Below are 15,849 nucleotides of genomic sequence, written 5' to 3'. Positions count from 1 at the left end.
ATGAAAGCAAACGTACAACAACCAGTAAAGTTCGGGTCCTATGATAAAGAAGATGTTATTTTTCTATTAAAAGACTTAAGTCACATTACATTAGAGGGTTCTACCGAGGAACGAGAAAAAAAGATTCAAGGTGGCGAGCATTATAGTAAAACACTGCCAATTGAATATAATCCACCTGAACATTATTTGCAACTTTTTTGGGAGACACTTCATGCTTATAAAGACAAAGTAGCCCTTTGTACAGCAATTGTTGCAGAGCAAATTTATCGAAAACATGGTAAACAAACGGTATTGGTTTCCTTAGCACGAGCAGGTACACCTATTGGAATCTTAATTAAACGCTATTTGAAATGGAAATATGATGTATCTCTACCTCACTACAGTATTTCTATCATAAGAGATAGAGGCATCGATGAAAATGCGATTCATTATATGCTGCAAAAACATAATGGATATGCCCTCCAATTTATTGATGGATGGACAGGAAAAGGAGCAATTTCAATTGAATTAACGAAAAACTGTAAGGAATTTTACCAAAAATATCAGGTTCGATTAGATGATACATTAGCAGTGCTTGCTGATCCAGGATACTGTACATCACTTTATGGAACGAGAGAAGACTTTTTGATTCCAAGTGCTTGTTTAAATTCAACTGTCTCAGGCCTTGTAAGTCGTACGGTGTTAAATGAAGAATATATCAAAAAAGATGATTTTCACGGGGCGAAGTATTATCAGGAATTAGAGCCCTATGATGTATCGAATAGCTATTTAGACGAAATTACAAAGGGATTCAAAAAAGTACCTCCTGTCCAAATTGAGGAAAATATTCGTGCAAATGAGCTAGATCAAACCGTTGATTTTAAAGGGATGAAAGAAGTTCTGAGCATTAAGGAAGAATTCAACATTGACAGTACGCATTATGTAAAACCTGGTGTTGGTGAAACGACAAGAGTATTATTAAGAAGGGTGCCATGGAAGGTATTAATGAAGGATCCAGACAGTCCTTATGTTCAACATATTGTTTTGCTAGCAAAAGAAAGAGGCGTAGAAGTAATTCCATATCCTAATATGAGCTATACATGCTGTGGATTAATTAAGAAGGTAGAGCAAAAAGGATGAATCTATTTGCGTCAGATTTAGATAGAACGTTAATTTATTCAAAACGTGCATTACATGAAATGGAAACTCCTTGGAATCAATCGATGATTGGTGTGGAAGCAAAAAATGGTGAACATGTTTCCTTTATGACAAAAGATAGTTATTATTTATTGAAGGAAATTGCTACTAAGCATTTATTCGTTCCGGTTACAACCAGAACCTATGAACAATATAAGCGAATTTTTATCTTTGATGAAGATATGCCAATGACATACTGTGTTACAAGTAATGGAGCAAAAATTCATTATAAAGGAGAGCTTGTAAAGGAGTGGGCAGAAACCATTCACACCAGATTAAAAGAAGATTGTATGGAAAAAGAAGAATTATTAGAAAAGCTACAGAAATATTCTCTGCATGGTGAGTTGAAAATTGCTGATAATCTTTTCTTTTATTATGTATTAAAAACAAATATAGACGAAGATTCCAAAAGAGAACTAATCAACGTTGCAATAGAAAATGGCTGGAATATATCCTCACAAGGACGAAAACTATATTTTATGCCAAGGCCTATCTGTAAGGGAGAGGCGATTAGGTACATAATGGAAAGAGAAGGAGTAGAGAAATCAATTGGTGCGGGTGATTCCTTATTAGATTTTCCGTTTCTAAATATATGTCAAATAGGATACATTCCAAGACATGGTGAGTTAACTTTGGAAAAAGTAAAAAATCCAACTCATCATCTAACTATTCAAAAAGGAGCATTTGCTGGAGAAGAAATCGTGAGAAATGTTCATAAACAGTTTATTTTTTAAATATGAATAAATAGACATATAAGAAAGAGGCGAATACAAAAGACTCGCCTCTAAACTTTATCCCTCATTAATGGATAGTTAGAATTCCAAAAACAATATAGTATGAGGAAAAGCATCATGATGATTCACTTTTTTACAAGAGCAAGCATATCTAAAGCTCATCTTCTGGCGGATCTTTAATCCATTTAAGCAATAAACAATATATGGCGACAAAAAATAAATAACAGCAAATAAATACAATAACCCCAAATAAAATAGATTCGAAAAATATTGCCATGAAAAAACTGATAATTAGAGAAATAAAGATTAAATCAACAAAAACATACATATTGGATGATAGAACATTTTGTACATAATTTAAATCTGTTTCAATTTCGTGATACGTGTATTTTCGAAAGAATGATCTCATAGTTAGCACCTACTCGCCTAATGTACTGTATTATATGCTTGAGTAAAAGAATAGGTGCTAAAATCATCAATGTAAGATAAAAGAGAAAAATCTTCTTCCTTTCTCTCTAAAAAATGAAACCTTTTTATAAAATTTTCGTAAAGAATTACTAAGTAGAATATTTAGTCTTAACGTAAAGCTATGCTATGATAGAGATAGATAGTTATCATTGGTTTGAAATTAGGAAGTGGAGAAAATGAACAAAGACTATTATACAATCAATAATGTTATCCTTCCTTTGTCTACGGAAAATTGGTTTGATATTCTATTAAAACCAATTAAAGAACGACCGCTACACGATACGAGTAATCGCATTTTTACGTTCGGTCAGGCTGTAGTAAAATTACTTGGAATACCAATAGACGAGGATGAATACTATAATCAGCTGTTCAATTGGATAAATAAAGATAATACAGGCTTATATTTACTGACAGATGAATCGCTTGATAGGACGATTGATAATCAGCATTTTCAATCTATTCAAAAAGTATTTAATCGAATGCAGGAGCAAAATTTATCCATTAATCGTTTTGTTGCTTTTCTAGATGGAGAAAATGTGTTGATAAAATCCTCTATTCCTGCCATTCATCGAAAATTGAGAGAGAGCTTTATTAAAGTTATTCAGCACTTTGCAGAAGTGGAAGAAAACGGCTTGAAAAATAATGATTTAAGAAGATTAGTAGTTGATATAATAAAATGGTCCATCAATCATTTACAACCAGCTATAGAAGAAAGCCAATTAAATGAAAATATGCCTAAATTTCTTTGGTATGGTGATGCGAATAAAAGTCAGTCGTATTTTATTTACTTTCTTCTTACCTTTGGTTGCGACATCGTCATTGTACATCCAAATGGGGATGACATTCTAGAAAAATTAAAGCTGGATAAGGAATTATTTTTTCAACATCAATACCCACGAATGAAAGAACCTGAAAGTTTTCCTAAAGAAGAACGAAAAAGAACAGCAACTGTAGCATATCGAGCGTCAAGGGAGATTGAGAATATTCTTCACCATGAAGGTTCCAATCTTTATAAACCGTGGCAATTTAGAGAGTATCTACCGATTTCCATTACATTAAAAACGACTTATGATGAAATTTTTCTTCTTGAGAAAGAACTGGCAATGATTCGTCCAAACTTTGATGTTAGAAATGGAGAAGTGCATATCCCGTCTGTTTTTGCTAAAATATTTGGTGTAAGTAAGAATCGAAAAGAGTACTGGGAGCGTATCCATGCTATCGTGAATAAAGAGGAAACTTTATTAATTCGAAGTTTTCCGTTCACAAGAGCTATTATTAGTGATTTTCGATACCATTATCGCGGTGCACTTGGAACAGATGGTTTACTTGATCCTGAAAAGATGATAGCAGCACATTATTGGAATTATAAACAGTTGCCAGCAGGCTTGCAAAAAGGAATTGCTGCTGCCATTTCAAGAGTTTGTGCAAGGCCATCACTTAAGAAACTAGCTAATGAATCAGATGAAGAAGTAGCAATTTTTCTGTTTTCACAATGCTTGCTAATACCTGATGATTTTTTGAAAATGCTGCAAAAGTTTGATTACGCACAAGAAGTACCAAGTATCGTACTGTTTAAAACAGAGCAAAATGGTATGTTTACAAGAGAAGATGCAGCCATTTTACTATTAATGAACACACTCGGGGTTGATATTATTATTTACAATCCTGCAGGTCATGTAGACATGGAGTCCTTTACAAAAGATACGTTATTTGATGTGCATTGGCTAGAGGATATGGTGTTTGACATGGAATATAAAGAGCCATCCTTTCTAAAAAGGGGTATATTTAGTGGGTTTTTAAAGAATAGAAAAGGAGAGTAAAAGATGAATATGCAACCATCAAATATAAATAATGCAGACAATCAAGTTGCAGAAGTATTAACGGAAGAAAAAGTATCAGAAATAAAATTAGCGCTTAGAAATGAGCCGGAAGTACAGAAATTGGCACAGTCAATTGACGAAAAGGATCAAATCCAAATACTTGAATTCGGGAAGGAACCTGCAACTCAAATTTCAAAATTCTCCGATAAAATCCTTAATAATATGAGAACTACTAAAGTGGAAGACTCTGGCGAATTATTGAAACAGCTTGGCAGAATCATGGATAAATTCGACAAAAAGGATTTTGAGGACACATCGAAGGGGTTCTTCGGCAAACTGTTTAAAAAAAGTGAAAAAATAATGGAAAAGCTTTTTGGAAAATACCAGTCTATGGGACAAGAGATAGATAAAGTTTATGTGGAAATTTCAAAATATCAAAATGAAATGGTTGATTCTACAACGATGCTCGATGAAATGTACGAGCAAAATTATCAATATTATTTAACATTAGAAAAATATGCTGTAGCAGGAGGGATGAAGTCTGAAGAATTAAAGACTCACGTACTTCCACAACTTGAGGCAAAAGCAGTTGCGGGTGATCAATTAGCAGGGATGCAGCTTGATACCCTCAGAAATGCAATAGAGCTCTTAGATCAGCGTGTTTACGATTTGGAAATGGCAAAAATGGTTTCTTTGCAAACTGCACCACAGATACGCTTATTGCAAAGAGGAAACACAAAATTAATTGGTAAGATTAATTCAGCATTTGTGACGACAATTCCTATTTTTAAAAATGGTCTTATTCAAGCTGTGGCTGCAAAAAGACAGAAATTAGTTGCTGACAGCATGAGTGAATTGGATAGAAGAACAAATGAAATGCTTGTTAAAAACGCTCAAAATATCTCCCAGCAAAGTGTAGATATTGCAAGGCTTGCAGGCAGCCCAAGCATTAAGATTGAGACAATTGAAGAGTCTTGGAATATTATCATCAAAGGAATGCAAGAAACAAAAACTATTGAAGAAGAGAATAAACGCTTAAGAGAAGAAGGAACAAAAAAATTAGAAGAATTACAAAATAACTTCAAGCAAATGAAGCTTCAAGGGTAATTTCGTCTTATTTAATGGCTGTTTTGGAAGGTTTGTTATTTTTTAAAGAATTTGACAAACCGCGTTGATTGTAGTGAATTCATTTTATTCCAAGGGAAAGAGGGAGCCTTATGTTTGTTGAACGAGGAACACCATTCTGCCTTGTGTAATTTCTCGTTTTCTCTGCAATCAACAAGCTTCTTTTAAAAGCAAAACTCTTTTTGAATATAGACCCTGATTAATAGTGCATTTCATCTATTACAAGCTCTCGAAACCTGCACTATAACCAATTAAACTATCATACATAGGAGTGAAAGAATAATGGCGATTAATTTACAAAAAGGACAAAGAGTTGATTTAACAAAGGGAAATCCAGGCTTAAGTAAAATTTTGATTGGTCTTGGCTGGGATCCAGTTCAGCAAAGTAAAGGAGGAGGCTTTTTAGGCTCTCTATTTGGTGGAGGAGCGTCAGCAAGTATCGATTGTGATGCTTCGGTCATAATGGTAAATGACCAAGGGAAAGTTCAAGCAAATAGTGATGTTATCTATTTTGGGAATTTAAAAAGCCGCGACGGTAGTGTTAACCATTCAGGGGATAACCTAACTGGTGACGGTGATGGGGACGATGAACAAATCCATGTAGAATTAAATATGGTGCCTAAACATATTCATAAGTTAATTTTTGTTGTAAATATATATGATGCTGTAAATAGAAGACAACATTTTGGCATGATACAGAATGCTTTTATTCGGATCGTAAATCCATTATCAAATCAATCGCTTATTCACTATAATTTGACAGATGATTACTCAGGAAAGACAAGTTTGATAGTTGGTGAGTTATATAGACACGGACAAGATTGGAAGTTTGCGGCAATTGGTACAGGGACAAACGCAGGAAGTCTAGGTGAAGTTGTTAAATCTTATTCATAATTTCATAATATATGCAAAAAAAAATGCTATATATGAATCAATCTATTATTCAGATATGGGGGAATAGAAAATGAGTATTAACCTTTCTAAAGGACAACGAATTGATTTAACAAAAACAAATCCAGGTTTAACGAGAGCCATTATTGGATTAGGCTGGGATATTAACCAGTACGATGGTGGAACTGGCTTTGATTTAGATGCGTCAGCTTTTATGGCAAATGAAGACGGCAAGGTAATTAATGATGAGGATTTTATTTTTTATAATAATCTTGTCCATCCAAGCGGCGGAGTGGAGCATACTGGTGATAATCGCACTGGTGAAGGGGATGGAGATGATGAACAAATCATTATTGATTTTACCAAGATTCCTCTTCACGTTAATAAAATTGGCATTGCTGTTACTATCCATGATGCAGAATCAAGAAGACAAAACTTTGGACAAGTTTCCAATGCATTTGTACGTGTTGTAAATGAAGATAATAATATAGAAATACTTCGCTTTGATTTAGGGGAAGATTTTTCCGTTGAAACAGCTGTTATCGTTTGTGAGCTTTATAAACATAATGGGGAATGGAAATTTAATGCGGTTGGAAGTGGTTTTTCTGGAGGACTTGCTGCTTTGTGCGGTAATTATGGTTTAGAAGTTTAACTAGAATTGTAAGACTATAAAAAGTGTCCTCTTCTTCTCATTTAAAACATATTATCCCAAAAGAATGGCAGTAGAAGAATTGCAATAATATTTTTCTATCCATTCTTTTGGATTTTTTTATGAGGATTTTAGCCAATAAAATCTAGTTTTTGAGATTCCTAACCTATGCTATAATTTTAATAGAATAGGTTGTTCCTCTCTTAATTCTTTAGTTATTTTTAGAATAATAGAAACAGGGAGAGAGGTTAGTTGTGGAGGATAAGGATGAGATGGCTCAAAAGATTCGCACCATTGTGTATGATAGCAGCAACAAGTATTCTGATGGGAAACTCACAGCTTTCGAATAATGAAATATACTTAAATAGCCTTTCTGAATTAACCATTATTAAAGCGAATTTATCCTTGGATGCAAAAGAAAACTTAGGGAATATTATTATATTGCCAGAAGAATCTTTTGATCAAGTAGTAGCAGCTGCTATGATTGAAAGATTAAATCATTTGCCTTCAACTCTATTATATAAGGTGCAATCCAGTGGAATAAAAGTAAAATTATTTACAGGCAAATTAACAGATAATAAAACAGCAAAGAAATTTGCTGGAATTATTCCACGAGGATACACCTCCAAAAAGACATGGGATGATGTGCCTGGAATAGGTGGCGGGAAAGTGGTTCTTGTAAAAATAGGTGCTAGTGAAAAGGGAAAAGGGCACAGCTCTGTTAATTTAGAATACCATGAATTGGCTCATTCCATTGATTACAAAGTACTAAACGATGCGAGCACAACAGAAGCGTATAGGTTAGTTTGGAACGAGGAAAAAGGGACGTTATTTCCTAATAGACATTACTTTCTTCAATATGCAGAAGAATATTTCGCAGAAACATTTGCAATGTTTTATATTGGAGGAAAGGAAAAGGAAAAACTATTGCAATTAGCTCCGAAAACATATCGTTATATCGCTTCTATTCAATAAGCTATGAAAGTTGAATCATAATTTAATATAAAGGGTGTTTATAAAAATGAAACAATATTTAGATCTTTGTGAGCATATTTTAACAAATGGTGTAAAAAAAGAAGATCGAACAGGTACTGGAACAATTAGTTCGTTTGGTTATCAAATGAGGTTTGATCTTTCAGAAGGATTTCCGTTAATTACTACTAAAAAGCTGCATTTGCGCTCAATTATTTATGAGTTGCTTTGGTTTTTAAATGGAGATACAAATGTGAAATACTTACAAGATCATAATGTTCGAATTTGGAATGAATGGGCAGATGAGCAAGGTAATTTGGGACCGGTTTATGGACATCAATGGCGCTCTTGGACGACAAGAGATGGCAACTCGATTGACCAAATATCAGAATTGATCCATGCAATCAAGACGAATCCAGATTCTAGAAGATTAATTATTAGTGCATGGAATGTTGGAGATATAGAGAAAATGACTTTGCCGCCATGTCATTGTCTTTTTCAGTTTTATGTTGCAGATGGAAAATTATCTTGTCAGCTGTATCAGCGTTCAGCAGATGTATTTCTTGGAGTGCCTTTTAATATTGCTTCTTACGCACTGCTTACACATATGATCGCCCAAGTGTGTGATTTAGAGGTAGGGGATTTTGTCCATTCCTTTGGAGATGTTCATATCTATACAAATCATATGGAGCAGGTAAAGTTTCAGCTAACGAGAGATCCAAAGCCATTACCACAGCTGAAAATTAATAAAGACGTGAAAGATATTTTCTCCTTTAAATATGAGGATTTTGAAATTGTTAATTATGAAGCACATCCCCATATTAAAGGGGTGGTCAGTGTATGATTTCATTGATTGTTGCAATGGATAGAAACAATGTTATTGGTGTGAATAATCAATTGCCATGGCATTTGCCAGAGGACTTAAAGTACTTCAAAAAAGTAACGACAGGGCATCCGATTGTGATGGGAAGAAAAACAAGGGACTCGATTGGAAGGAATCTTCCAAATCGTGAAAATGTAATCATAACGAGAAATCCAGATTATATTTGTGAAGGATGTACAATTATTCATTCGATTGATGAATTTTATAAATGGAGTTTTGCCCATCGCGAGGAGGAAATTTTTGTAATTGGAGGTGCTGAGCTTTTTGCAGAAACAATTAGCAAAACAGACCGCTTATACATTACACGAATTGACCATGAATTTGATGGAGATACGTTTTTCCCTGCCCTAAATTGGCAAGAATGGGAGCTTGTGAGTGAACAAAAAGGGATAGAAGACGAAAAAAATTTGTATTCTCATGTTTTTTATGTGTATGAAAGAGCGGAACTATAAGAAAAAGGAAGGCCGATTTTGCCTTCCTTTTTCTTATAGAAAGATATGGTGAACCTATTTAACAATCAAACATAGAGATATACACAAAAATACATTAACGCACTTCCAGCTAAAACAAAGATATGCCAAATGGCGTGAAAGTATGGGATTTTTTGCATGACATAAAATATACTACCAACAGTATAAAGAAGGCCACCTCCAATGAGAAGCATGAAACCGGTCACTCCGATTGCATGATAAAGTGGTACGATTGCCGTCACAATTAGCCAGCCCATAATAACATAGAGGATTGTTGATGTTACAATATATTTTTTGACATAGTAGCATTTAAAGACAATTCCAATAATAGCTAATGCCCACACAATTCCAAAAAGGGTCCAGCCTAAGCCACCACGAATGGCAACTAGAACAAAGGGAGTATATGTTCCTGCAATTAGAAGATAAATGGAAGAATGATCCAATATCTCGAAAAAATCCTTTACTTTTTCATGGGTAATACTATGCAATAAAGTGGAGCAAAGATAGAGGATTATCATTGTTGCACCAAAAATGGAAAAACTTACAATTCTCCATGGATTAGCGGTTTCAGCAGCATTTACAATAAGCATTACTAATGCGGGAATACTTAAGAGTAATCCAATACCATGGGTAATACTGTTGGCTATCTCTTCTTTTATCGAAAAATCTTTTATCGAAAAATTCATAAATTAAAGTCACTCCTTATTCTTTCATTGTAATGTATTCCTTCAATAAAAACAAACAAATACAGCGAGGATTCTACTGGGAAAAATTCTACGCGATCAAATAAATTAAAAAAAAAGAAAATTTAAAATTTTATTAGGAGAAAGCGGAAAATTCATGGTATAATGTACGAATTAAAATGGTTAGAAATGAGGGTGTGGAAATGGAACAAAATGTAATGAAAAAATGGGTGCAATTAGAGGATATTATCATTGCATACCAAGGAATTAAAGACATAGTAGCCCATACTCCCTTACAAAAAAATTATCGATTATCTGAAAAATATGATTGCAATGTTTATTTAAAAAGGGAAGATTTACAGCATGTGCGTTCCTTTAAATTAAGGGGTGCCTTTTATTCGATGAAGATGCTAGAAAAAGAAAAAATGAAAAATGGCGTAGTTTGTGCAAGTGCAGGTAACCATGCTCAAGGAGTAGCATATTCATGTCGTTATTTAAATGTTCATGGGAAAATTTTTATGCCAGCGACAACTCCTAAACAAAAGGTGACGCAGGTTAAAATGTTTGGAAAGGAAAATGTGGAGATTATCTTAACTGGTGATACATTTGATGATTCCTATGTAGAAGCAGTTGCTTGTGCAGAAGCGGAAGAAAGAGCATTTATTCATCCATTTAATGATGAGAATGTCATAGCAGGACAGGGAACAATGGCTATTGAAATGATGAATGATATTGATGTGCCAATTGATTATGTTTTTGCAAGCATTGGTGGCGGCGGTTTAATGGCTGGATTAAGTACATACATGAAAAGCGTTTCTCCATTAACTAAAATGATTGGTGTGGAACCTGCTGGTGCACCCTCTATGAAAGAAGCCTTAATTAGAAATAAGGTAGTTACGTTAAATAAGATTGATAAATTTGTAGATGGAGCAGCAGTCAAAAGTGTTGGTCAAAAGAATTTTGAAATCTGTCGAGATTATGTTGATGATATCGTTTTAGTACCTGAGGGTAAAGTTTGTACATCTATTCTTTCTTTATACAATGAGCATGCTATCGTTGCGGAGCCAGCTGGAGCTTTACCAGTTGCTGCACTGGATTTATATAAAGAAAAGATAAGAGGGAAAAATATTGTAGTTGTGATTAGCGGGGGAAATAACGATATTGATCGAATGCAGGATATTAAAGAACGTTCGCTATTATATGAAGGATTGTTATATCACTTCATCGTAAATTTTCCACAGAGAGCAGGTGCTCTTAGAGAATTTTTAGATGATGTTTTAGGACCTGATGATGATATCGTCCGTTTTGAATATGCCAAAAAGAATAATAAAGAAAATGGTCCAGCGCTAGTCGGGTTAGAGCTGAAGAATAGGGATGACTATAAAGGATTAATTGAAAGAATGGATAAAAAAGGATTTCCTTACACGGAAGTGAATAGAGATTCTAATTTATTTCATTTGCTCGTCTAACATTTAAAGTAATCGATTATTGCCTTGCATGGGAGATTTTAATCATGCAAGGCCTATTTATTAGCTATAGTTAAAGGGATGTAACCGGGTAAAGCTAGAAAAATTTTTCTTAAATCTCTATTTATACCTCTCAATCATTCAAAACCTTTTGCAAAAAGTTTTTCCTTATAGAATAATCAAGAATATGTGATGGGATTCACAGGTTACGAAAAGCATATTTTGTGGTATAGTGGATAGTATATGCTCAAAAAATAAAATCATTAGAGCATAGGAATATCCTAAAAATAAATGTATAATAAAGTAAGCGTTTTAATGAAAAATGAATGACAAATAGGGAAGTGTGAAATGAAAAAAATTAAAATTGTTACAGATTCAACAGTCGATCTATCGAAGGAAATATTAGAAAAATATGAAATTGAAGTAATATCTTTATCAATTTATATTAATAATAAATCTTATTTGGATAGAGTGGATATTACCCCTGCTGAATTTATCGATAAAATGATGGAATCAGAAGAATTGCCTAAAACCTCACAGCCTTCTGTTGGCACTTTCGTTGAAAAATATGATGAACTTGCTGATAAAGGGTATGATATTATATCTATTCATATGACAGGTGGAATGAGTGGGACAGTAGAATCAGCTAAAAGTGCTAGTCAATTAACAAAGGCAAGGGTCTTTGTAGTAGACTCTGAATTTATATCGAAGGGTTTATCCTTTCAAGTATTAGAAGCTGCAGAAATGGTGCGAGCAGGACATAATGTAGCGGAAATATTGCAAAGATTAAATCATGTGAAAAAACATACGAAACTTTTTGTAGTTGTCGATACATTGGAGAATTTAATGAAGGGCGGAAGAATTGGAAAAGGAAAAGCTTTTTTAGGTTCTTTACTAAATATTAAGCCAATCGCAACCCTTGAAGATGGTGTATACACACCTATTGCAAAAGTTAGAAGTCGTTCACAAGCAGTAAAGTATTTAGTTGGTGCTTTTGTAGAAGACAGTCTCGGCAAAAAAATTAAAAGTGTGGGAATTACACATGCTGGCAGTCTTGATGTTGCCCTTAAATTAAAGGAAGCAATTGAAAAGGCAACTGGATTTAATAAAGTGGATATAGACTATACCACGCCTATCATTTCAACACATACAGGACAAGGGGCAATTGGTTTCAGCTATTATATTGAATAGAAAGCTTACCTCTTGATCAAATCTAGCCATGACTCATTTATGATGAATTAACTAGTATGCTTTATAACTAATTTAAAACATATTTAGTTTTTGAAAGAGGATGGGACAAAACAAAATAGCCAACCTGTAAAGACGAACCATCCTTAATTTAGCTCTTAAATAAAGGCTGCTTTTTCATGCTAGTTATTTATGATTTTAAATATAGTCAGTGTAAAAACTAATTCGTTATTAAAGATTGTTTTTCTATAAACTATTATGGAAATAGAAAAAATTAATTAATTGGAAAGACGGAGCATCCTGAATACACGTAGACTCCTATGGGAGCGGCTCGGCGCTCGCCCAATGGAAAGCGAAGTGTATTCAGGATGCGGATAATAAGACCATCTTTACTGAAAAAGCCTTTTATAAACCAATATAAACCCGAACGATCATATGGAACTATCGTATGGTTGTTCGGGTTTATCTATTGCTGGAATACTTATGTCTCAGCCTCTTTTATTTTAGATCCGATGTGAATATTTTGTTTATCTTTAAACGACTGTAATCGTTTGTTTTCTTTTTTGTACCATTGATTCAAAGACTTTACTCGTTTACCAGAAACTAAAAAAGAATGACCAAGTGTATCAATACCGGCAACGAAATTATCTATCCCTAAATTAAAGAAAGTGCTTTACTTTTGTTTGAATTCTGCTGTTCCACTTGTTTATTATATACATACTCGATTTCAAAATAATATGCATTATATTTGGGAATAATACGTATTTCGGCAATTTCTGAAGGAGCCGAATTGGATGGAAAACGCACCTTAATCGTTCCGTATTCTCTTTTACTGGAATATTGAATGTACCATCTTTTTGTATTATGAATGGAGGGTAACTCCATTCAAAATGAGTATATTTATCCAAATAGCGTGGAATCCGTGCTTTTTGACCTTCTACTTTTAACACACCAAAGAAACATTTAAAATTTTCTTCTACTTTTTTGAGCGTTTGTTGTGCCGCTGCTAAACCCATTAATTTGTAGTTCTCATTGAATTAAGATGCATGGTAATTTTTCTTATGCGGGGAGATATATTTGGTTTCAAAAAAGTGTTGGCGAACCGAATACTAACCAACATTGTACATATTTTTACTCAATTGACTTAATTTACGCAATGCCAAATATTCTTTTCTTGATCTTAGCTTTACTATTTCTTTTTGTAAGCAAAATTGTTTCTCTGTCTTTTCCAAATTTTCCACCTCCCTCTACTATTATTTTACTAAAACGAATGTACGTTCGCTTCTTTGGTGTTTTATTTATTCTTTTTTCAAAAAACAAAAAGAAATGAGATTCATCCCACGACTATAGTCACAGGTGTTCTCTCTTAAAGCATAAATTTGTTATTTAATAAAAAAAATGGAGTAATTAAAGGGAATTTAAGTGAAAATGTCGAATCAAGATAATAATTATATTTACGTACTCATATAAGTAAATTGTAATTGGGAATTGTGTGATGAAAGCAATAGAATGTAACAACATTAACGGTTACAGACTAAGGAATATATGAAATAGGTGGCCAGTATGATAAAAAAAATATGTAATATTCCGTTTGTGAATAAAAAACAAGTAGTATCTTTTTTTCTGCCCTTCTTCCTTCTAATTCTTTTCTTAACATCCATTTTTTATCATCATTATAAAGATTTGAAAATACATTTTGAAAAAGATGGAGAAGAAGTCTTAACTTTATTAAGTAATAATGTTACTTTTCAAATGAGCGAATCGAAACATATTAATTCTGGTCAACTTTTACAAAATGTTATTTCTTCAACGGATTTTAACAATAATATTTCTGCGTTGACGGAAATATTATATATATCAATGGTAGATGAAAATGGAGAGCAGACTCCTATAGCAGTTATTTCTCCACAAAATCCAAAAAAGGAAATCAATTATGTTAATACTTTAGCAGATAAAGCTATGGCAATTTACAATAAAACAATTGCATTGCATGATATGCAGCATAGTAGCATATACAGACTGAAGGAAGAGTATTATATCAGTTCTTTTACACCTATTAATGATGAGAACGGACAATTAGTTGGAATTATTGGTATGGATATGAAAATCAATGATCACCTTATTTTTTTAAAAAAGCTAATAATTCAAACCGGATTGTTTATTTTAATAAGTTATATATTGATTTTTCTATTTATAAGAAGATGGTTAAATAAGATTCTACGTCCTATTAATCAAATGATGGTAAGTTTAAATGAATTAAGTGTCGGGAACTTTGATGTTAAGATGGAAGTGAATGATAACAAAGAAATACAAGGTTTAATGAAAAACTTTAATGAAGTTGTTGATAAACTCGCCTCTCTTTTTTACAGATTAACAAATACGGCGAAGGAACTTGGTACAATATCTAAGGATTTTCAATTAACGACAATAGAAGAAGCCCTTACGCAAATGGATAATATTGTAGAATTTATGAAGATGAATCGAGAACTACAAAAAGCAGAGAAAATGAATGCCGTTGGTCAGCTTGCCGCATCCGTTGCACATGAAATCAGAAATCCAATGACAGTAGTCAAAGGCTTTTTGCAAATATTTTATGCAAAAGAACATATGAGTGAAGAAGAACGAACATATATTAAATTGATGATTGAAGAAATGAATAGGGCGGAAACGATTATTAATGATTATTTATCGCTTGCAAAGCCTGATGTTGAACAATCACAAATAATTGACGGAGCTGATTTAGCGAATAAAGTCATTGATTTAATGCATTCTTATGCGATGATGGGTAAAGGAATTCACTTTAAGAAGAATATTCAGCAAGTATACATAGAAGCTAATAATAATGAATTAAAGCAGGTATTAATAAATATTTTAAAAAATGCAATTGAAGCGATGAAAAATGGTGGTACTGTAACAATTAACCTGTATCCTACAATCGAATATGGTGTTTTTGAAATAGAGGATACTGGTATTGGAATGACAGAAGAGGAGATAAACCGGTTAGGAACCGCCTTTTATTCATTGAAAGAAAAAGGGACTGGAATGGGATTAATGGTCTGTTATCAAATGGTAGAACAGATGAAAGGACGCATCGAAGTCCAAAGTGAAAAGGGAAGAGGGACATTATTTAAAATTTATATCCCACTTTCACAAAAGGCTAATAATAGTTAAAATTAATACAAGTATCAATCCAACTTTAAAGTAGTAATCTAAAATCAAGAGTAAAAAAGAGGGAAAACGTTTCACTTTTTTGGAAGTGAATAGAATGCATATAGGTAGGCTATTGGTAAAAAAATAAGTGTAAAAAATAATTTCGAAACCTTT

The 15,849-nt window shown here is 33.2% G+C and carries 16 protein-coding genes; 12 read left to right on the top strand and 4 right to left on the bottom strand.

Annotation, left to right across the window (positions count from 1 at the left end; genetic code table 11):
* Together AB3U99_RS14025 and AB3U99_RS14020 are read left to right on the top strand one after the other, a co-directional pair.
* Positions 1-1,119 carry a cysteine protease StiP family protein gene (locus AB3U99_RS14025; protein WP_400241858.1) on the top strand — a complete coding sequence of 373 codons (1,119 nt, stop codon included), beginning with the start codon at positions 1-3 and terminating at the stop codon, positions 1,117-1,119.
* Positions 1,116-1,910, top strand: coding sequence for an HAD family hydrolase (locus AB3U99_RS14020; protein WP_400241856.1), 795 nt, complete (start codon positions 1,116-1,118; stop codon positions 1,908-1,910). Before AB3U99_RS14025 ends, AB3U99_RS14020 begins: the two co-directional genes overlap by 4 nt.
* A 151-nt stretch (positions 1,911-2,061) precedes the next feature.
* Here AB3U99_RS14020 and AB3U99_RS14015 read toward each other — a convergent pair whose 3' ends face one another.
* On the bottom strand, positions 2,062-2,319 hold the full coding sequence (locus AB3U99_RS14015; protein ID WP_400241855.1) for a hypothetical protein: 258 nt from the start codon (positions 2,317-2,319) through the stop codon (positions 2,062-2,064).
* A gap of 235 nt (positions 2,320-2,554) precedes the next feature.
* Here AB3U99_RS14015 and AB3U99_RS14010 point away from each other — a divergent pair, with 235 nt between their 5' ends.
* From AB3U99_RS14010 to AB3U99_RS13980, 7 genes are all read left to right on the top strand, one after another.
* Positions 2,555-4,198, top strand: a complete 1,644-nt coding sequence (locus AB3U99_RS14010) for a YceG family protein (protein ID WP_400241854.1) — start codon at positions 2,555-2,557, stop codon at positions 4,196-4,198.
* 3 nt (positions 4,199-4,201) lie between these two features.
* Complete coding sequence (locus AB3U99_RS14005) at positions 4,202-5,305, top strand: toxic anion resistance protein (protein ID WP_400241853.1); 1,104 nt, start codon at positions 4,202-4,204, stop codon at positions 5,303-5,305.
* Positions 5,306-5,605: 300 nt separating this feature from the next.
* A complete protein-coding gene (locus AB3U99_RS14000; RefSeq protein ID WP_400241851.1) occupies positions 5,606-6,217 on the top strand; it encodes a TerD family protein in 612 nt (203 codons plus the stop codon).
* 70 nt (positions 6,218-6,287) lie between these two features.
* Positions 6,288-6,866, top strand: a complete 579-nt coding sequence (locus AB3U99_RS13995) for a TerD family protein (RefSeq protein WP_400241849.1) — start codon at positions 6,288-6,290, stop codon at positions 6,864-6,866.
* Between the two features lie 264 nt (positions 6,867-7,130).
* Positions 7,131-7,838 (top strand): anthrax toxin lethal factor-related metalloendopeptidase, encoded by a 708-nt coding sequence (locus tag AB3U99_RS13990; protein ID WP_400241847.1) that lies wholly within the window; start codon positions 7,131-7,133, stop codon positions 7,836-7,838.
* A gap of 46 nt (positions 7,839-7,884) precedes the next feature.
* Positions 7,885-8,679, top strand: coding sequence for a thymidylate synthase (locus AB3U99_RS13985; RefSeq protein ID WP_400241845.1), 795 nt, complete (start codon positions 7,885-7,887; stop codon positions 8,677-8,679).
* The gene (locus AB3U99_RS13980; protein WP_400241843.1) at positions 8,676-9,170 is read left to right on the top strand and encodes a dihydrofolate reductase; all 495 of its coding nucleotides are present in this window, start codon (positions 8,676-8,678) and stop codon (positions 9,168-9,170) included. The genes AB3U99_RS13985 and AB3U99_RS13980 overlap by 4 nt, the downstream gene beginning before the upstream one ends.
* 65 nt (positions 9,171-9,235) lie before the next feature.
* Here AB3U99_RS13980 and trhA read toward each other — a convergent pair whose 3' ends face one another.
* Entirely contained in the window at positions 9,236-9,874 is a 639-nt protein-coding gene (gene trhA / locus AB3U99_RS13975; protein ID WP_400241841.1) for a PAQR family membrane homeostasis protein TrhA, read from the bottom strand.
* A 200-nt stretch (positions 9,875-10,074) separates the two neighbouring features.
* Here trhA and ilvA point away from each other — a divergent pair, with 200 nt between their 5' ends.
* On the top strand, positions 10,075-11,340 hold the full coding sequence (ilvA, locus tag AB3U99_RS13970; protein ID WP_400241839.1) for a threonine ammonia-lyase IlvA: 1,266 nt from the start codon (positions 10,075-10,077) through the stop codon (positions 11,338-11,340).
* A gap of 345 nt (positions 11,341-11,685) precedes the next feature.
* A complete protein-coding gene (locus AB3U99_RS13965; RefSeq protein WP_400241837.1) occupies positions 11,686-12,528 on the top strand; it encodes a DegV family protein in 843 nt (280 codons plus the stop codon).
* Positions 12,529-13,006: 478 nt separating this feature from the next.
* On the opposite strand, the gene AB3U99_RS13960 is transcribed toward AB3U99_RS13965, so the two are convergent.
* Positions 13,007-13,156 carry a hypothetical protein gene (locus AB3U99_RS13960; protein WP_400248075.1) on the bottom strand — a complete coding sequence of 50 codons (150 nt, stop codon included), beginning with the start codon at positions 13,154-13,156 and terminating at the stop codon, positions 13,007-13,009.
* 478 nt (positions 13,157-13,634) lie between these two features.
* Positions 13,635-13,757 (bottom strand): hypothetical protein, encoded by a 123-nt coding sequence (locus AB3U99_RS13955; protein ID WP_400241835.1) that lies wholly within the window; start codon positions 13,755-13,757, stop codon positions 13,635-13,637.
* 331 nt (positions 13,758-14,088) lie between these two features.
* Between AB3U99_RS13955 and AB3U99_RS13950 the strand changes: the two genes are divergently transcribed.
* Positions 14,089-15,696 (top strand): ATP-binding protein, encoded by a 1,608-nt coding sequence (locus tag AB3U99_RS13950; protein ID WP_400241833.1) that lies wholly within the window; start codon positions 14,089-14,091, stop codon positions 15,694-15,696.
* Positions 15,697-15,849 lie beyond the last annotated feature (153 nt).

Origin of the sequence: Niallia tiangongensis (assembly GCF_044704065.1) — a bacterium.
GTDB classification, from domain to species: domain Bacteria; phylum Bacillota; class Bacilli; order Bacillales; family Cytobacillaceae; genus Niallia; species Niallia tiangongensis.
The sequence above is the reverse complement of the archived record's forward strand: the minus strand, read 5'-3'. Positions and strand labels throughout refer to the sequence as shown.